Origin of the sequence: Streptomyces sp. NPDC093094, from assembly GCF_044754345.1 — a bacterium.
GTDB lineage: Bacteria > Actinomycetota > Actinomycetes > Streptomycetales > Streptomycetaceae > Streptomyces.
Genome location: NZ_JBIVOX010000006.1, coordinates 214976 through 232693 on the forward strand (window position 1 = coordinate 214976; position 17718 = coordinate 232693).

A 17718-nucleotide genomic window follows, 5' to 3' on the forward strand; every position below is an offset into this window, starting at 1 on the left:
CCGGTGGCGACCGGGCACACCGATCCGCAGCGCCGCGAGCGCATCCTGTCCGCGACGCTCGACCTGGTCGCCGAGGAGGGCGTCGCGGGCGTCTCCCACCGCAAGATCGCCACCCGCGCGGGCGTGCCGCTGGGGTCGATGACGTACCACTTCGGCGGGATCGACGACCTGCTGCGGGAGGCGTTCCGCCGGTTCGCCGACCACATCGTCGAGGTGTTCGACGCCTGTCTGTCCGCCCCGGCCACGCCCGAGGAGGCCCGGGAGGCGGTGGCGGACCTCGTGCACACGCTGTCCGAGGGAACCCCGCGCGACCTGGTGCTCACCCAGGAGCTGTACACGCTGGCCGCCCGCAGGCCCGAGTACCGGGAGCTGACGCAGGAGTGGATGGGCCGCAGCCGGATCCATCTGGAGAAGCACTTCGATCCCGGTACGGCCCGTCAGCTCGACGCCCTGATCGAGGGCCTGACGCTGCATCGGGCCCTGGCGACGGATCCGCACCCCCGGTCCCTGACCCTGGAGGCCGTGTACCGGATCACGGCCACGGGCCGGGGGGACGACCGGGCCGCCCGTGCGGCACGTACCTGACCTGCGTGCCGCACGGGTCCGGGGCCCGTGGCGCCGTCAGGCGCCCACGTAGTCCGCGAGGTGCTCGCCGGTCAGGGTGGAGCGCGCGGCGACCAGGTCGGCGGGGGTGCCCTCGAAGACGACCCGGCCGCCGTCGTGACCGGCACCGGGACCGAGGTCGACGATCCAGTCGGCGTGGGCCATGACCGCGGGGTGGTGCTCGATGACGACGACCGACTTGCCGGAGTCGACCAGCCGGTCGAGCAGGCCCAGCAGCTGGGCGACATCGGCCAGATGCAGACCGGTGGTCGGCTCGTCGAGGACGTAGACGCCGCCCTTGTCGGCCATGTGCGAGGCGAGCTTCAGCCGCTGCCGCTCGCCGCCCGACAGCGTGGTGAGGGGCTGGCCGAGGGTGAGATAGCCGAGGCCGACGTCCGCGAGCCGCTCCAGGATCCTGTGGGCGGCCGGGATGCGTGCCTCGCCCGCGCCGAAGAACTCCTCGGCCTCCGCCACCGGCATCGCCAGCACCTCGCTGATGTCGCGGCCGCCTAGGCGGTACTCAAGGACCGAGGCGTCGTACCGCCGGCCCTCGCAGTCCTCGCAGACCGTCGACACGTCGGCCATCATCGCCAGGTCGGTGTAGATCACCCCGGCGCCGTTGCAGGTGGGGCAGGCGCCCTCGGAGTTGGCACTGAACAGGGCGGGCTTGACGCCGTTGGCCTTGGCGAACGCCTTGCGGATCGGCTCCAGCAGTCCGGTGTAGGTGGCCGGGTTGCTGCGCCGGGAGCCGCGGATCGCGCCCTGGTCGACGGAGACGACGCCCTCGTCGGCGGGGATGGAGCCGTGCACCAGCGAGCTCTTGCCGGAGCCGGCGACGCCCGTGACGACGGTCAGGACGCCCAGCGGGATGTCCACGTCGACGTCCTGGAGGTTGTGCGCGTCCGCCCCCCGGATCTGCAGCGCGCCGACGGGCTCACGGACGGTCTCCTTCAGCGCGGCCCGGTCGTCGAGGTGGCGCCCGGTGACCGTGCCGCCGGACCGCAGCTTCTCGACCGTGCCCTCGAAGCAGACGGTGCCGCCGCCGGTGCCGGCCCCCGGACCGAGGTCGACGACGTGGTCGGCGATCGCGATCGTCTGGGGCTTGTGCTCCACGACGAGCACGGTGTTGCCCTTGTCGCGCAGCCGCAGCAGCAGGTCGTTCATGCGCTGGATGTCGTGCGGGTGCAGACCGGTGGTGGGCTCGTCGAAGACGTACGTGACGTCGGTGAGCGACGAGCCGAGGTGCCGGATCATCTTCACGCGCTGCGCCTCGCCGCCCGAGAGGGTGCCGGCGGGCCGGTCGAGGGAGAGATAGCCGAGGCCGATCTCCGTGAACGACTCCAGCGTGTGCCGCAGCGACTCCAGCAGCGGCGCCACCGAGGGCTCCTCCAGCCCGCCGACCCACTCGGCGAGGTCGCTGATCTGCATCGCGCACGCGTCGGCGATGCTGACGCCCTCGATCTTCGAGGCCCGGGCGCCCTCCGCGAGGCGGGTGCCGTCGCACTCGGGGCAGGTCGTGAAGGTCGTCGCGCGCTCCACGAAGGCCCGGATGTGCGGCTGGAGGGCGTCGAGGTCCTTGGACAGCATCGACTTCTGGATCTTCGGGATCAGCCCCTCGTACGTGAGGTTGATGCCCTCGACCTTGATCTTGGTCGGCTCCTTGTGGAGGAGGTCGTGCAGTTCCTCCTTCGTGAACTCCCGGATCGGCCTGTCCGGGTCGAAGAAGCCGCAGCCGCGGAAGATGCGGCCGTACCAGCCGTCCATGGTGTAGCCGGGGATGGTGAGGGCGCCCTCGTTCAGCGACTTGGAGTCGTCGTAGAGCTGGGTGAGGTCGATGTCGGAGACCGTGCCGCGGCCCTCGCAGCGCGGGCACATGCCGCCGGTGCGGCTGTACGTCGCCTTCACGGCCTTCTTGTCGCCGACGGCGATCGCGCCGCTGCCGCGGACCGAGGGCACGTTGAAGGCGTAGGCGCTGGGCGGGCCGATGTGGGGGGTGCCCAGGCGGCTGAAGAGGATGCGCAGCATCGCGTTGGCGTCGGTGGCGGTGCCGACGGTGGAGCGGGGGTCGGCGCCCATCCGCTTCTGGTCGACGATGATCGCGGTGGTCAGACCGTCGAGGACGTCGACCTCGGGCCGCGACAGGGAGGGCATGAAGCCCTGCACGAACGCGCTGTACGTCTCGTTGATCAGCCGCTGCGACTCGGCGGCGATGGTGTCGAACACCAGGGAGCTCTTGCCCGATCCGGAGACCCCGGTGAACACGGTCAGGCGGCGCTTGGGGATCTCGACGCTGACGTCCTTGAGGTTGTTCTCGCGCGCGCCGATGACCCGGATCAGCTCGTGGCTGTCGGCGACATGCGACGCGGATCCCGTGTCCGTCTTCCCGGCCCTGCTCATGTTCTCTCCATCCGCCCTCGCGCGTGCGTACGCCAGTCACCCTAGACGGGGGCGGGAGCGGATGCTTCTCCGTTCCTGACCGGGCCGGCACGACGGGGACGGCGGGCCAGGAGCTGCCGTCCGCCTCGAACGGGGTGCCGTCCGGGGCGGGACCACCACCGGGAACGGCGTGTCCTCAAGAGGCGGCCACCAGGCCTCCGGCATGTCCCGACGCGCCTTCCAGGAAAGGGCCTTGTCCCGGTTCGCCATGAACTCCGCCCGCAACAGGTCCGCTTCGCGCCGTCGTCGCGCGCCGGTCAGGAACATGCTTTCGCCGCCGCGCCGCCCGTCCCCGGGGTGTGGCCATGCCGCCGAGCCGCATCGTCCGGCCGGACGGCCGGACGGCCGGCCGGCCGAGCTCTCCGAGCCGCGCATGGCCGCACATGCCTTCCCCGGCACTCCGGTCCGTCCGGTCCGGCCCGCCGTGGAGCGGCCCGGACCCGACCGGGTCCGGGCCGGTCGAGGTGATGCCCGCCGTGGCCTGCATCGGCGCGTTCCGCTCCACGGCCGTCCTCCACGGCCGTCCTCCCCGGCCACGCCCCCGTGCCGTACCGCTCCGCCCTCACCTCCGCCCGGTTCCGGCCGACGGCCGCGGTCCCCGCGGGCGGGGCCTGTCCGGCGGCCGGGGCGGGGCCGTACGCCTCCCGGTGGGCGGCCTGTCCGCACAGCGGGGCCCGACCGCCGCCGAGGGCCGGGCTCGTGGCACGGGCCGGGGTGCCGCAGTACTGTTCACGGCGTGAAACTGACCATTCTGGGCGGCGGCGGTTTCCGGGTGCCGCTGGTGTACGGGGCCCTGCTCGACGACCGCGGCGAGGGCCGGGTCACCCATGTCACCCTGTACGACCTCGACGCCGGACGGCTGTCCGCCATCGCCCGGGTGCTCGCGGAGCAGGCCGCGGGATACGCCGACCCGCCCGGGGTGTCGGTCACGACCGACCTCGACGAGGCGCTCAGGGGCGCCGGTTTCGTGTTCTCCGCGATCCGCGTCGGCGGTCTGGAGGGCCGGGCGGCGGACGAGCGGGTGGCGCTCGCCGAGGGTGTGCTGGGCCAGGAGACGGTCGGCGCGGGCGGGATCGCGTACGGGCTGCGCACCGTGCCGGTCGTGGACCACATCGCCCGGCGGGTGGCCGCGGTGGCACCGGACGCCTGGTTCATCAACTTCACCAACCCGGCCGGTCTGGTCACCGAGGCCATGGCCCGGCGCCTGGGCGACCGGGTCATCGGCATCTGCGACTCCCCCGTCGGCCTCGGCCGCCGGGTGGCCCGCGTGCTGGGGGCGAGCCGGCCGCAGGAGGCGCAGCTCGACTACGTCGGCCTGAACCACCTGGGCTGGCTGCGGGGGCTGCGGATCGACGGCCGGGACGAACTGCCGCGGCTGCTCGCGGACCGCGAGCTGCTGGACAGCTTCGAGGAGGGCAAGCTCTTCGGCCCGGAGTGGATCCAGTCGCTGGGCTCGGTGCCCAACGAGTATCTGCACTACTACTACTTCAACCGTGAGGCGGTGAAGGCGTACCGCGAGGCCCGGCAGACCCGCGGCGCCTTCCTGCGCGAGCAGCAGGCCCGTTTCTACGACCGGATGAGCGATCCGGCCGCGCCCGCGCTGAGGACCTGGGACGCCACCCGGGCCGAGCGCGAGGCGACGTACATGGCGGAGAACCGTGAGGCGGCGGGCGCCGGGGAACGCGACGAGGCGTCGCTGACGGAGTCCGGCGGCTACGAGAAGGTCGCCCTGGCGCTGATGCGGGCCATCGCGCGCGACGAACGCACGACGCTGATCCTCAACGTCCGCAACCGGGCGACCCTGTCCGTCCTGGACGAGGACGCCGTGATCGAGGTGCCCTGCCTGGTCGACGGCAGCGGCGCCCGTCCGGTGGCCGTCTCGCCGCTGCCCGCCCATGCGACGGGCCTGGTGTGCGCGGTGAAGGCGGTGGAGCGCGAGGTGCTGGCCGCGGCGGCGTCCGGGTCCCGTGCCGCCGCCGTCAAGGCGTTCGCCCTGCATCCGCTGGTCGACTCGGTCGAGGTGGCGCGGCGGCTGGTCGACGAGTACCGCGCGACCCACCCGGGGCTGGCCTACCTCACGTGACCTGACCGGCCGTGCCGGGGCGGCGCTCCTCCGTGCGGTGGCCCTGCGGGCCGTGCCGTCCGCCGCCCGGGGACCGCCGCCGTCCCGGTCCGGCCCGCGGCGCTCGTACGCTGTCCCCGTGTCGTCGTCCTCCCGTCTGCGCCGTACCGCCGTGCTCGTGCTCGAAGGGGCCAAGCCCCTCGACGTCGGGATCCCGGCACAGGTCTTCACGACCCGCGCGAGCATGCCGTACGAGGTGCGGGTGTGCGGCGCGGAGCCGGGGCTGGTCACCGGCGGCGACGGGCTGTCGTACCACGTGGCGCACGGGCTGGACGCGCTGCGGTGGGCCGACATGGTGTTCGTGCCGGGCTACCGCTTCCCGGACCGGGAGGATCCGCCGCGGTCCGTCGTGGAGGCGCTGATCGCCGCGCACGAGCGGGGCGCCCGGCTCGCGGCCATCTCGACCGGGGCCTTCGCGCTGGCCGCGACAGGGCTGCTGGACGGCCGGCGGGCCACGACCCACTGGCACTACACGCGGGCGCTCGCGGCGAAGCATCCGCTGGTGAAGGTCGACGAGAACGTCCTGTTCGTGGACGAGGGCAGCGTCCTGACCTCGGCGGGAGCCGCGTCCGGTATCGACCTGTGCCTGCACGTCCTGCGCGGTGACCTCGGTGTGGCCGCGTCGAACCACGCCGCGCGGCGGCTGGTCGCGGCGCCCTACCGCAGCGGCGGACAGGCGCAGTACGTGCCGCGGACCGTGCCGGAGCCGCTGGGCGAGCGGTTCGCCGCCACCCGTGAATGGGCGCTGCACCGGCTGGACGAGCCGCTCACCCTGGAGTCCCTGGCCCGGCACGCGGCGGTCTCGGCGCGTACGTTCTCGCGGCGGTTCGTGGAGGACACGGGGTACACGCCGATGCAGTGGGTGATGCGGGCCCGGATCGACCGGGCCCGGGAGCTCCTGGAGCGTTCGGAGCTCGGGGTGGAGCAGATCGCGGGCGACGTCGGACTGGGCACCGGGGCGAATCTGCGGCTCCACTTCCAGCGGGTCCTCGGCACGACGCCGAGCGAGTACCGCCGCACGTTCACCAGGGGCGAATGACCGCTCCGACGGGTGGCGGGGTGACGGTCCGGAGGGGGGCGCACCTGCCGGTCCGGGGTGGCGTGATCCTTGCGAACCATGGCGCTCTCGCCCAGGCCACGGCCGGGCGCGGCGAGCGAGGCTGGTTGCGGACAACGGGACGAGGGGACGAAGGGACACCGACTCATGACCCGCATCGCCATCAACGGATTCGGCCGTATCGGACGCAATGTGCTGCGCGCTCTGCTGGAGCGGAACAGCGGCCTGGAGATCGTCGCCGTCAACGACCTCACCGAGCCCGCCACGCTCGCGCGGCTGCTCGCCTTCGACACCACCGCCGGCCGCCTCGGCCGTCCGGTGACCGTGGACGGCGACACGCTCGTGGTCGACGGCCGGCGCATCAAGGTCCTGGCCGAGCGCGAGCCGGCGCAGCTGCCCTGGGCCGAGCTGGGCGTGGATCTCGTCCTGGAGGCGACCGGCCGGTTCACCTCGGCGGAGGCCGCCCGCGCGCACCTGACCGCGGGTGCCCGGAAGGTGCTGGTGGGCGCTCCGTCGGACGGTGCCGACGTGACCCTGGCGTACGGGGTGAACACCGACGCGTACGACGCCGAGCTGCACACCGTCGTCTCGAACGCCTCCTGCACGACGAACGCGCTCGCGCCGCTGGCCGCGGTGCTCGACGAACTCGCGGGCATCGAGCACGGGTTCATGACGACGGTGCACGCCTACACCCAGGAGCAGAACCTCCAGGACGGCCCGCACCGCGACCCGCGCCGCGCGCGTGCCGCCGGGGTGAACATCGTGCCGACCACGACGGGCGCCGCCAAGGCGATCGGTCTGGTGCTGCCGGGTCTGGACGGGAAGCTGTCCGGTGACTCGATCCGGGTGCCGGTGCCGGTGGGCTCGATCGTCGAGCTGAACACGACCGTCTCCCGCGACGTGACGCGCGACGAGGTGCTGGCCGCGTACCAGAAGGCCGCCGAGGGGCCGCTCGCCGGGATCCTGGAGTACTCGGAGGACCCGCTGGTGTCCGCGGACATCACCGGCAACCCCGCCTCGTCGATCTTCGACTCCGCGCTCACCCGTGTCGACGGGCGTCACATCAAGGTGGTCGCCTGGTACGACAACGAGTGGGGCTTCTCCAACCGCGTGATCGACACGCTGGAGCTGCTCGCCGCCGGCTGACCGAACGCCGCCGAACTCCCCGTCCGGGCCTGCCCGGGCGGGGAGTTCGGCTTTTCCGGCCCGGCGGTTCCGGGCGAGATCGCCCGGATTCTCCCCGACGGACCGCAGAAGCGCGACTTTTCCCGAACTTGGTCGACAACCCTCCATCCGTGCACACATATTGACGGATCGTCATCACTTCCAGTGGTGATACGATCACCGCGCACTTGCGGAGTGCGGACCTATAGGCGCACCGCTGGTTCACCCCCGCATTGACGGAGATTCAACTATCTGACCGTCAGTCGCCTGAAGAGAGTCTTATGACGTACATACAGAACCCACTGGTGTGGGCTCTCCTCGTCGCCACCCTCGTCGCGGTCGCCGCCTTTGTTCGCCAGCGCAGAGCGGCCAAGTCCCTGCGACAGGACGTCGACGGGCTCAGGGCTCATTATTCCGAGCTGGAAACCGACTACGCGAAATCCGTCCAGTCAGCTCAGGAACAGGCCGAAGAAGCGACGAGGACGGTTCTGAAGTCCGCGATGCGGACGCTTCAGGGTCTCGCGGCCGAACAGCAGCTCGTCATCTCCGGACTGCAGAGCAAGTACGGCGAGTCGGCCATTCTGCACGACCTCCTGGAAATCGACCACACCAATTCCCAGTTCGGCCGCCGCGCCCAGTCGATTGCGGTGCTGTGCGACGGATGGCTCGGCCGGCAGCGCGAAGTCGCCTCGGTTTACGACGTGGTCCGCAGCGCGCAGGGCCGGGTCCGCCACTACCGGCGGGTGGAAATTCTGTCGCAGGTGGACTTCGCCGTCACCAGCCGTGCCGTGGAACCGGTGGCGCTGGCCCTCGCGGAACTCCTCGACAACGCCACCAGTTATTCCAGCCCGGACACCGTCGTCGAAATCAATATCCGCACCGTGCCCAAGGGCATCTGCATCGTCGTCGACGACGCCGGTGTCGGCATGAACGACGAGGAACGCGCCAGGGCGACCAGACTTCTGTCGACCGAGCGCGTCTCCGGTGTGTCCGGGCTCGGCAATCCGCCGCAGTTCGGTTTCGCGGTGGCCGGTGTCCTCGCCGAACGCTTCGGTTTCGAGGTGTCGGTGGACTCCAGCTCCCCCTACGGCGGTGTCCGCGCGGTCCTGCTCCTGCCGCACGAGCTGCTCACCAGCATGCCGGACAAGCGCCCCGCCCCGGCCGACGCGCCCGCCGCCGCCGGTCCGGCCCGCGGAGGTCCCGAGCCCGCGCCGCCCGCCGTCTCCACGGCCGACGGCCTGCCGAAACGGCGCCGCAAGCGGCCGATGGCCATCGTGCCGGGCGGCACGCCGGCCGCCCCCGTACCCGTCCGCTCCAGCGCGGAGGCGGCGGCGATCATGGGCGCGTTCCAGCGAGGCACGCAGTCCGGCCGCGCCACGAGCCCGGAGGCGGGCCCCGCGGATCAGACGAACGGCACACCCGGTGCAGGCAGTGAAGGACATGAGGTCTCGTGAACGACGATCTGGCATGGATGCTCGACAGCGCCCTGGAGATTCCCGGGGCCCTGCACGCGGTCCTGATCTCCGCGGACGGTCTGCTGATGGCCCGGACGAAGGACTTCGACAAGGACAACGCGGACCGGGTCGCCGCCGCGATGAGCGGTGTGCAGTCGCTCAGCCGGGCGCTGGGCTTCTTCTGCGAGGGTGACAACCAGCAGTGGCGCCAGACGCTGGTCGAGTTCGACGGCGGCTGGGTCTTCCTCATCTCCGCCGGCCAGGGTGCCTACCTCGGGGTGTCCGCCACCCCCGAGGTCGACATGGCCGACATCACCTTCCGGATGCAGCAGCTCATCGGCCAGCTCGGCAAGAGGCTGATGACACCGCCCCGCGAGAACCTGGGCGCCTCGTCATGACCGGGGCCGACGCGTGGGAGCGGGGGGCCGCCGAGCTCGTACGGCCGTATGTGATCACTCGGGGCCGCGGTTTACCCGATGAGCAGCAGCTGTCGCTGATCACCCTGGTCACGGCCGCCGAGGACCATCAGCAGCGGCCGACCCGGCTGTCGCCCGAGGAGGCGCAGCTGCTGGACATCTGCTCCGCCGGCTATCTCTCGGTGGCCGAGGTCGCGGGGCACACCCGGTTCCCGCTGGGCGTGGTGAAGATCGTCCTTTCCTCACTCGTCGAAGGCGGCTACCTCATCACCCGCCCGCCGGTGGAGCGTGCCCCCCTCGCAGATGTGCAGATCCTGGAGGAGGTGCTGCATGGACTCAGGGCCAAGTTTGGATGAGCGGGCCTATGTCCGCGGCGGAGAGCAGCAGACGGCCGTCAAGATCCTGGTCGTCGGGCATTTCGCGGTGGGCAAGACCACGTTCATCGGCTCGATCTCGGAGATCGTCCCGCTCACCACCGAGGAGACGATGACCCGGGCGGCCGAGGCCGTCGACGACCTCAAGGGAGTCTCCGGCAAGACCACCACCACGGTCGCCATGGACTTCGGGCGCCTCACCATCAGCGACCGCGTGGTGCTGTACCTGTTCGGCACGCCGGGACAGCAGCGCTTCGTGCAGATGTGGGAGGACATGGCCCGCGGCGCGCTGGGCGCGCTGATCCTGGTCGACCCCGAGCGGCTCGCGGACTCCTTCCCGGTGATCGACCTGATCGAGAGCTACGGCCTCGACTACGCCATCGCCGTCAACCGGTTCGACCACACGCCCTCGCGGGAGGAGCGCGCCCTGCGCGAGGCGCTGGACCTGCTCGACGACACCCCCGTCGTCTCCTGCGACGCGCGCGACGAGCAGTCGTCGGCCCAGGCACTGATCACCCTGGTCCGCTATCTGCTGAACCGCGCCTCCTAGGAGCCAGGCCATGGACGACGCCTCCACCACGCCCGTGCCGCCGCCCGGCCGCCCGGCGTGGAGGCGGCTCCCGTCACCGGCCACTCCGCCATGGACCAGACATTCCAAGCCACATGATCGGGAAATAAGCCACAAGCGGACGAGGTGATTCACGCAACATCCCTCGCTCGCGCCGGACTGCATGAAGATTCAAGTGCCCGGGTAGTCATCGACGCGTTTCCGCACCGGTTCTCGGCCCAAAGGACGGTTCGTGTACCGAATACCCGTCGGCACAGCGCCGCTCCGCCCCGCTCCGTCGGGGCGGTCGGCGTGCAGCCGCGCAAGAAGCCTGCTGCACAGACCCTGCTCCGGTGGACGCCGGGGGCGCCGATGACGCACAGTCTCGACACCCTGGCCGCACCGGCACTCGGCGACTTCGCTCGCCGCCAGCTCCTGCGACTGTGCGAGGTCGCCGAACTGCCGCCCGCCGACGCCGTGTCGTACGCGAAGATCCTCACCATGGCCCTCGGCCCGCTGGCCGTGCGGCCCCTGGACGAGCCGCCGCCGTACCCGAGTTTCCTCTCCGACGACCACACACCGGTCGAGTACTCCTTCTCCTTCCAGCAGGGCACCGCACCGGTGCTGCGGGTGCTGCTGGAACCGGGCTGGGGCGCTGACACCATGGCACGCAACGGCCTCGCCGGTCTGCACGCCGTCCACGGGATGGCCCGGGCCTGGGGCTTCGCCACGGACCGGCTGGACGAACTGACCGACCTGTTCTTCCCCGACCGCCCCAAGGGCCCGCTGGCGCTGTGGTGCGCACTGGAACTGCGGGCCGGCGGCGTGCCCGGGGTGAAGGTGTATCTCAACCCCGCCGCCTCGGGGCGGAAGCGTTCCCTCGCGACGGTGCGCGAGGCGATGCGCCGGCTCGGCCACGGCGAGGCGTTCGCGGCGCTGCCCCCGGCGGACGGCTTCCCGTTCCTCGCCCTGGATCTGGGGGACTGGGAGGAACCCCGGGTGAAGGTCTACCTCCGCCACGACGGCCTGTCGGCGACGGAGGCGGCGGGGCTCTCCCGGATGCCGGACGGGCCCGCCCCCGAGTCCCTCGGGGAGTTCTTCCGCACGGTCGCCGGACTCGACCCCTCCGGCACGGACGACGGCATCCCCCTCACCGGCCGGCCCGTGCTCAGCTGTCACGCCTTCACCGACGGGACGAGCGGCCTGCCGAGCGGCTTCACCCTGCACATACCCGTCCGGGACTACGTCCGCCACGACGGCGAGTCCCTGGAACGGGCCCTGTCCGTGCTCGCCCGCCACGGCCTCGACCCCGCCCCCCTGCTCGGGTCGCTGTCCGCCGTCACCTCACGGCTGCCGGAGGAGGGCATCGGGCTCATCGCCTACCTGGCGCTCGTCCACCAGCACGGCAGCGCGCCCCGTGTGACGGCCTACATCTCGTCGGAGGCGTACGCGGTACGGCCGCCTCTGCGCGTGCCGCGCCGCAGGATCTGATCCGGCCGCGCCCGGAAGGCCGGGGGTGCGGGCGGCGTCGCCCGCACCCGTGTCGCCGGCCCCGGCTCACCCGGCCTCGCGCAGCTGCCGCAGATAGGGCACGACGTCGACCTGGAGGGAGGAGCCCTCGCTCTCCCCGTACCGCTCGGCGATGCCGCCGAGATGGGCGGCTATCTCCTCCCGCATGACGTCCTCGGGCGGCAGCCCCGTCTCGCCCGCCACGATCCGGGCGACCCACTCGCTCTGTTCCTCCACCAGCGGGGTGATCGTCCCCACCGGCCGCACCAGGCCGACGAAGTACAGACCGGGACGGCCGGGCGCCACGACCCGCTTGTACAGCTCGACCGATCCGCGCGGACCGGCCGGCCAGCCGTCCGGGAGGAAGGGGAACGCCATGCGGTAGCCCGTGCAGTAGACGATCGCGTCGGCCTCCTCGTGGCTGCCGTCCGTGAACCGGACCAGATTGCCCGACAGGGACGCGATCGCGGGCCGGGGGATCACTCCGCCGTGCCGTATGCGGCTGAGGATCTCGTCGGAGATGGTCACGGCCGAGGCGAAGACCGGATGGTCGGGCTCAGGAAGCCCGTAGTCGGCCAGCCTGCCCCGGGCGACGAGCAGCGCCTGCTCCACGAACCGGCGCTGCTCCTCCAGCGACATCCGGGTCCACCACGGGGCGTTGGCGATCTGGTCCAGGGTCAGCCCGAAGAGCTGCTTCGGCACGATGTGCAGCCCCCGCCGCACCGACAGCACCGTGCGCCCGGCGTGCCGGGACAGATCGGCGGCGATGTCCACCGCCGACGCGCCCAGTCCCACCACGACCACGCGCTGGCCGTCGAAGTCCCGGCCGTCGTTGTAGTCGAGGGAGTGCAGGATCTTGCCGCCGAAGGAGTCGGCGCCGGGCGGCAGCGGACTCGGCAGGGCCGGCTCGGTGTTGTGGCCCGTGGCGACGACGACGTGCTCGAACCGCCTTGTCCGCTCGGCGCCTTCGCCGCCTCGGCTGACGACGCTCCAGCTCCCGTCGCCCTCCTGACGCACCGACAGCACCTCGGTGCCCGTCTCGACCCGGCCGGACACCCCCGCCCAGTCGGCGAAGGACCGCAGATACGCGGCCATCTCGCTGTGCCGGGGGTACAGCGGCAGGTCGTCCGGCATCGGGAACCCGCTGTAGGCGGTCAGTTCCTTGGCCGAGTTGAGATGCAGTGCCAGATATCCCGGCCCGCGTTCGCCCGCCTGCGGCTGACGCCAGATCCCGCCCACGTCCGGGGCCTTCTCCAGGCACACGTACTCGATACCCCGTGACCGCAGGGAACGCATGACCCCCAGCCCCGACAGACCGGCACCGATCACACACACGCTCAAGGACTGCTCCCACAGATGTCGACGGATCCGCAGGGAAAATCCATGCCCTCCGTGCTCGTCCTTCACACGGTGATCTGCGACACCGCCGGACGGGCCTGCTCCCGGCGGTGTTTATCCGGTGGACACCGCCGGGCCCGGGAGCGAGCGTGGACGCATGCAGCAGGAAGACATCTGGGACGCCGACACCGCCCGGCGCTACGACACCCCCGGCACGGGCATGTTCGCGCCCGAGGTCCTGGGGCCGGCGGTGGACCGGCTCGCCGGACTCGCCGGCGGCGGCGCCGCGCTGGAGTTCGCGGTGGGGACCGGCCGGGTCGCCGTCCCCCTGGCCGAACGCGGAGTCCCGGTGGCCGGGATCGAGCTGTCGCAGCCGATGGTGGACCGGCTGCGCACCAAGGCCGACGAGACGACGGTCCCCGTCACCGTCGGGGACATGGCCACCGCTACGGCACCCGGCACGTTCAGCCTCGTCTACCTCGTCTACAACACCCTCTCCAATCTGCTCACCCAGGACGAGCAGATCGAGTGTTTCCGCAACGCCGCCCGCCATCTCGGTCCCGGCGGCCGGTTCGTGATCGAGCTGTGGGTGCCGGAGCTGCGCAGCCTGCCGCCCGGACGGACGGCCACCGTGTGGCAGTCCGAGCCCGGCCACATCGGCCTCGACACCTACGACGTCCTGCACCAGCACGTCGTGTCGCACCACTTCCACTTCGACGGAACCGACCGGGCCCGGCTGTTCCGCAGCCCCCACCGCTACGTCTGGCCCGCCGAACTCGACCTGATGGCCCGGCTCGCCGGCTTCCGGCTGGAGTCCCGGCACGCGGACTTCGGCGGCGCGGAGTTCACCGCCGAGTCCAGGTCACACGTCTCCGTCTACCGGCTGCCGGACGCGCCCGGACCGGCCCTCACGGGGCCGCCGGTAGGGTCGCGTCCATGACCGTGCTGCGTGGCGCCCTCGTCGTCCTGCGCCCCTCCGTCCCCGAGGACGTGCCCGTCCTGGCCGCGATCCGGGCCACCCCCGAGGTGCGTGCCCGCTGGCGCGGCGGCGACGACCTGGAGTCGGAGGTGGCCGAGGACCTCGGCGACCCCGGCACCCACCCGTTCACCGTCGAGCGCGACGGCCGGATCGTCGGACTGATCCAGTGGTACGCCGAGGAGGACCCCGAGTACCGGCACGCCGGCATCGACCTCTTCCTCGACCCCGCTGTGCACGGCGGCGGCCTCGGCACCGACGCCGTCCGCACCCTGGCCGTCCACCTCGTCGACGACCACGGCCATCACCGCCTGGTCATCGACCCCGCCGCCGACAACACCGCGGCGATCCGCTGCTACACCAAGGTCGGCTTCCGCCCCGTCGGCGTCATGCGCCGGTACGAGCGCGGCGCCGACGGCACCTGGCACGACGGCCTGCTGATGGACCTCCTGGCCGACGAACTCGTACGCCGGGAACCCCCGGTCACGACCGACTGACACCCGGCTCGCGTGCCGATAACCTGAACCGGCTGATACCGGGACGCGAGCGGCACGGGGGCAGGGACATGGATCCGAGTACGGTCGCACAACTGGCGGGGTCCGCGGTGGTCGCCGCGATGGCCACCGACGCATGGCAGCAGGCGCGCGGCGGGGTGGTCGCGCTGTGGCGCCGGGTGCGCCCCGAGGAGGCGCAGTCGGTGGACGACGAGCTGTCCGCGGCACAGACGGCCCTGCTCGCGGACGGCGGCCAGGTCACCGCGGACGAGCTGACCGAGCTGTGGCGGCGCAGACTGCTGCAGCTGCTGCTCGCCGACCTGCGGCGCACCGACGAACTCGCCGGGGAGCTGGACCGGCTGACGCGAAGTCTGCCCGCACCGGCACCGGCGCCCCGCGTCGGCTCGGTCCGGATGGACGCCCGGGCGACCGGCGGCGGGCGCGTCTACCAGTCGGCCGGCGACATGAACATCACCGAGCGGTGACGGGGCGGCGGTGACGTCGTCCGGCAGAGCCGAGAACCATGAGCACATCGGCGCGGTCCGGCTGACCGCCCACGCGTCCTCGGGCGGCAGCGTCGTCCAGGCCGCGCGCGACGTACGGATCACCGAGGTGCACCATCATGCGCCGGTGACGGACGCGGTCGTGCTGGTGGAGCACGTCCAGCCGACCGCCGAGGCGGTCCGGGACGTCTTCGTCGGCCGCGACCACGAGGTCGAGTCCGTGCTCGGGGTGCTCGACCCCCGGCACGAGGCGTCCGCCATGGTGGTGGTGTCGGCGGTGGCGGGGCTCGCCGGGATCGGCAAGACCGCCCTGGCCAGGGTGAGCGCCGCGGAGGCGGTGGCCCGGGGCTGGTTCCCCGGCGGCGCGGTCTTCGTCGACCTCAACGGCTACGCGCTCCAGCCCGAACAGCGCGTCCGGCCGCACCAGATGTACGGCCCGCTGCTGCACGCCCTCGACGAGGGGGCCGCGGACAGGGTCGCGCCCCGGCACCAGGCCGTGCAGTACCACCGGCTGCTGGACTCCCTCGCGGCCGAGCGCCGGGGCGTGCTGCTCGTGCTGGACAACGCCTCCACGACCGCCCAGATCGCCGACCTGCTCCCCCGCTCGCGCAGACACCGCGTGATCGTCACCTCGCGGCACACGCTGACCGTCAGGGGCTCGCGCACCCTGGACCTGCGGACCCTGGCGGGACGGGACTCGCTGACCCTGGTCAGACGGCAGCTGGAGCAGCTGTCCGCGTGGGACGCCCGTCTCCACGACGACCACGAGGGCCTGGCGCGGCTGTGTGACCTGTGCGGGCATCTGCCCCTCGCGCTGCACATCGCGACGGCCCTCCTGGCCGGTGCTCCCGGCCTCGCACCCGCCGAGCTGGCGGAGGAACTGGCCCGGGCGCACAGCAGGCTCGACCTGCTGGACGACGGGGAGCGGGCCGTGCGGGCCGCCTTCGAGCTGTCGTACCACCGCCTCGCGGACGACCAGGCCCGGCTGTTCCGGCTGCTGCCGCTCAACCCCGGCCCGCACTTCGGGATCGAGAGCGCCGCCGAACTCATCGGGTCCCAGACGCACCGGACGCGGCTCCTGCTGCACGAACTGGCCCGGGCGCACATGATCGAGCATGTGGGCGCGGGCGCCTGGCGCCAGCACGACCTCATCCGCGACTACGCCATCGAGCTGATGGGAAGCCATCAGGACGACCAGCGGGAGCCTTCCGAACGACTGCTGAACCACTACGCGGTGAGAGCGACGGCCAGTGCGCGGGCGCTGCGCGACGGGCACCCTCCGGAGCAGGCCCGCACCCGGTACGCGCTGGAGTGGTTCGACCAGGAACTGCCCAACCTCCAGGCGGCGGTCGGGATGGGGGTGACCTTCGACGACGTCGATGCCGCGCTGCGCATCCTGGAGGCCGTCGCACGGATGCACCGCCATCGCGGCCAGTCGGCGGAGCTGGCGGAGACCGCCGCCCGGATCGCGGACGTGGCGTCCTCGTCGGGCGACGTCCACAGCATGCCGTGGGCCCTGAGCGGCCGGGCCTGGGAGCTGGGGGCGCGGCTGAGCGCACACCGTACGTCCGAGGTGGCCCGACAACTGCTGGACTTCTCCGCGGAGGCGCTGCACCGGCCGCTGAGCGAAGACCACGACGCGGCCCGTGACCAGGTCACGGCGCTGTGGAGGACCGCGCGCAGTGCCGCGGGCCGGTTGCCGGAGTCCGACAGGGCCGCCGCCGTACCGCTGCTGCACGAGATCGCCCGTACCGCGTCCGCGGCGGACCTCGGAGACTTCCTGGTGGCCGAGCCCCTGGAGCTGGCGCTGACCCTGGCCCGGTGCGGCGGGGACGACCTCCTGGAGGCCCTCACGCATCTGGTGAAGGCCCGTCACTGGGTTCTGCGGCAGCGCATCGTGGCGGCCCTCGACCGTCTCGACGCCGCCCTGGAACCCCTGCTGCGCGCCGCGGCGGACGGCACGGACGGCGATGCCTCACGGCAGGAGTACGTCTGCCGGCTGCTGGCGGCGACCGCGTACGACACGGCGGACGCCGCGGTGGAGATCCGGGGGCGGCTGCGCAGTCTCCGCGAGCACCTGGAGCGCGCCTCCCGGCTGTCCCTGGCGGCATGGCGGAGCCTCGGCTCCGACGCGAACGTCGCGGCCACCCTCAGCCACTTCGCCGAACTGCACCACAGCGCCGGTGACTTCTATGCGGCGATCCGGCTCTACGAGGAGGCCGTCGGAGCCTACGAGGAGCTGGGGCGGCGCAGGGAGCGCGGCCGTGCGCTGGTCAACCTGTCCGCGGCACGCTCGGCCCACGGCGACCACGGGTCTGCCGTCGAGGCGGCGCGAGAGGCCGCCGGGCTGTTCACGGCCGACCGTGATCCGGCGGCGGCGTCCCAGGCCGGGTCCCTGCTCGCACACGGACTGCTGGCCCTGGACCGGGCGCGGGACGCGGTCGTGGCGGCCACCGAGGCGGAGCACGCGGCCGTGGACGCGGACGCCCCGGAACGCCAGGTGTCCGCCGCCACGGCCCTCGCCCTGGCCCTTGAGAAGTCCGGGCAGGGCAAGGACGCCCGGCGGGCGGCGCGGCGGGCCGTGCAGGTCGCCGAGCGGACCCGGGACCCGGAGCTGTACTACGGCACGCGTGCCCGCCTCCAGGACGAAGGTCTGATGTAGGGCCGGGCGGCCTCTGGTCCGGACCAGCCTCTTGCCCTGGTCCCCCGTACCCCGCAAGCTCCC

Annotated in this window: 15 protein-coding genes; 13 read left to right on the forward strand and 2 right to left on the reverse strand. The window is 72.4% G+C overall.

The genetic code is table 11. The features are described from left to right. The first annotated feature begins 3 nt into the window (after nucleotides 1-3). Nucleotides 4-585: a TetR/AcrR family transcriptional regulator gene (locus ACIQGV_RS14535; RefSeq protein ID WP_402494475.1), complete on the forward strand. Its 582-nt coding sequence runs from the start codon at nucleotides 4-6 to the stop codon at nucleotides 583-585. A 36-nt stretch (nucleotides 586-621) separates the two neighbouring features. On the opposite strand, the gene ACIQGV_RS14540 is transcribed toward ACIQGV_RS14535, so the two are convergent. Next, on the reverse strand, nucleotides 622-3000 hold the full coding sequence (locus tag ACIQGV_RS14540) for an ATP-binding cassette domain-containing protein (protein ID WP_402494477.1): 2379 nt from the start codon (nucleotides 2998-3000) through the stop codon (nucleotides 622-624). A 775-nt stretch (nucleotides 3001-3775) separates the two neighbouring features. Between ACIQGV_RS14540 and ACIQGV_RS14545 the strand changes: the two genes are divergently transcribed. The 8 genes from ACIQGV_RS14545 to ACIQGV_RS14580 all read left to right on the forward strand — a co-directional run bounded on the left by ACIQGV_RS14545 (nucleotide 3776) and on the right by ACIQGV_RS14580 (nucleotide 11664). After that, the gene (locus tag ACIQGV_RS14545) at nucleotides 3776-5122 is read left to right on the forward strand and encodes a 6-phospho-beta-glucosidase (RefSeq protein ID WP_402494479.1); all 1347 of its coding nucleotides are present in this window, start codon (nucleotides 3776-3778) and stop codon (nucleotides 5120-5122) included. A 118-nt stretch (nucleotides 5123-5240) separates the two neighbouring features. Then, on the forward strand, nucleotides 5241-6200 hold the full coding sequence (locus ACIQGV_RS14550; protein ID WP_402494481.1) for a GlxA family transcriptional regulator: 960 nt from the start codon (nucleotides 5241-5243) through the stop codon (nucleotides 6198-6200). 165 nt (nucleotides 6201-6365) lie between these two features. Continuing rightward, nucleotides 6366-7364: a type I glyceraldehyde-3-phosphate dehydrogenase gene (gene gap / locus ACIQGV_RS14555; protein WP_402494483.1), complete on the forward strand. Its 999-nt coding sequence runs from the start codon at nucleotides 6366-6368 to the stop codon at nucleotides 7362-7364. A 299-nt stretch (nucleotides 7365-7663) separates the two neighbouring features. Beyond that, nucleotides 7664-8836 (forward strand): sensor histidine kinase, encoded by a 1173-nt coding sequence (locus ACIQGV_RS14560; RefSeq protein WP_402494485.1) that lies wholly within the window; start codon nucleotides 7664-7666, stop codon nucleotides 8834-8836. Further along, complete coding sequence (locus ACIQGV_RS14565) at nucleotides 8833-9234, forward strand: roadblock/LC7 domain-containing protein (protein ID WP_402494487.1); 402 nt, start codon at nucleotides 8833-8835, stop codon at nucleotides 9232-9234. Before ACIQGV_RS14560 ends, ACIQGV_RS14565 begins: the two co-directional genes overlap by 4 nt. Beyond that, nucleotides 9231-9608, forward strand: a complete 378-nt coding sequence (locus tag ACIQGV_RS14570) for a DUF742 domain-containing protein (protein WP_402494489.1) — start codon at nucleotides 9231-9233, stop codon at nucleotides 9606-9608. Before ACIQGV_RS14565 ends, ACIQGV_RS14570 begins: the two co-directional genes overlap by 4 nt. Continuing rightward, complete coding sequence (locus ACIQGV_RS14575; protein ID WP_402494491.1) at nucleotides 9583-10176, forward strand: GTP-binding protein; 594 nt, start codon at nucleotides 9583-9585, stop codon at nucleotides 10174-10176. Before ACIQGV_RS14570 ends, ACIQGV_RS14575 begins: the two co-directional genes overlap by 26 nt. Before the next feature lie 369 nt (nucleotides 10177-10545). After that, on the forward strand, nucleotides 10546-11664 hold the full coding sequence (locus ACIQGV_RS14580; protein WP_402494493.1) for a tryptophan dimethylallyltransferase family protein: 1119 nt from the start codon (nucleotides 10546-10548) through the stop codon (nucleotides 11662-11664). A 66-nt stretch (nucleotides 11665-11730) separates the two neighbouring features. On the opposite strand, the gene ACIQGV_RS14585 is transcribed toward ACIQGV_RS14580, so the two are convergent. After that, nucleotides 11731-13023, reverse strand: coding sequence for a flavin-containing monooxygenase (locus ACIQGV_RS14585; protein WP_402494495.1), 1293 nt, complete (start codon nucleotides 13021-13023; stop codon nucleotides 11731-11733). A gap of 154 nt (nucleotides 13024-13177) precedes the next feature. Between ACIQGV_RS14585 and ACIQGV_RS14590 the strand changes: the two genes are divergently transcribed. The 4 genes from ACIQGV_RS14590 to ACIQGV_RS14605 all read left to right on the forward strand — a co-directional run bounded on the left by ACIQGV_RS14590 (nucleotide 13178) and on the right by ACIQGV_RS14605 (nucleotide 17655). After that, nucleotides 13178-13960: a class I SAM-dependent methyltransferase gene (locus ACIQGV_RS14590; protein ID WP_402494497.1), complete on the forward strand. Its 783-nt coding sequence runs from the start codon at nucleotides 13178-13180 to the stop codon at nucleotides 13958-13960. Then, nucleotides 13957-14493 carry a GNAT family N-acetyltransferase gene (locus ACIQGV_RS14595; RefSeq protein ID WP_402494499.1) on the forward strand — a complete coding sequence of 179 codons (537 nt, stop codon included), beginning with the start codon at nucleotides 13957-13959 and terminating at the stop codon, nucleotides 14491-14493. The genes ACIQGV_RS14590 and ACIQGV_RS14595 overlap by 4 nt, the downstream gene beginning before the upstream one ends. Before the next feature lie 68 nt (nucleotides 14494-14561). Further along, on the forward strand, nucleotides 14562-14975 hold the full coding sequence (locus ACIQGV_RS14600; protein WP_402494501.1) for a hypothetical protein: 414 nt from the start codon (nucleotides 14562-14564) through the stop codon (nucleotides 14973-14975). Between the two features lie 10 nt (nucleotides 14976-14985). Then, nucleotides 14986-17655 (forward strand): ATP-binding protein, encoded by a 2670-nt coding sequence (locus ACIQGV_RS14605; RefSeq protein WP_402494503.1) that lies wholly within the window; start codon nucleotides 14986-14988, stop codon nucleotides 17653-17655. Nucleotides 17656-17718: the final 63 nt, after the last annotated feature.

Coding starts and splice junctions, on each gene's coding strand:
- ACIQGV_RS14540 (WP_402494477.1), bottom strand. CDS start 3,000: ATGAGCAGGGCCGGGAAGACGGACACGGGATCCGCGTCGCATGTCGCC.
- gap (WP_402494483.1), top strand. CDS start 6,366: ATGACCCGCATCGCCATCAACGGATTCGGCCGTATCGGACGCAATGTG.
- ACIQGV_RS14560 (WP_402494485.1), top strand. CDS start 7,664: ATGACGTACATACAGAACCCACTGGTGTGGGCTCTCCTCGTCGCCACC.
- ACIQGV_RS14570 (WP_402494489.1), top strand. CDS start 9,231: ATGACCGGGGCCGACGCGTGGGAGCGGGGGGCCGCCGAGCTCGTACGG.
- ACIQGV_RS14575 (WP_402494491.1), top strand. CDS start 9,583: ATGGACTCAGGGCCAAGTTTGGATGAGCGGGCCTATGTCCGCGGCGGA.
- ACIQGV_RS14580 (WP_402494493.1), top strand. CDS start 10,546: ATGACGCACAGTCTCGACACCCTGGCCGCACCGGCACTCGGCGACTTC.
- ACIQGV_RS14590 (WP_402494497.1), top strand. CDS start 13,178: ATGCAGCAGGAAGACATCTGGGACGCCGACACCGCCCGGCGCTACGAC.
- ACIQGV_RS14595 (WP_402494499.1), top strand. CDS start 13,957: ATGACCGTGCTGCGTGGCGCCCTCGTCGTCCTGCGCCCCTCCGTCCCC.
- ACIQGV_RS14600 (WP_402494501.1), top strand. CDS start 14,562: ATGGATCCGAGTACGGTCGCACAACTGGCGGGGTCCGCGGTGGTCGCC.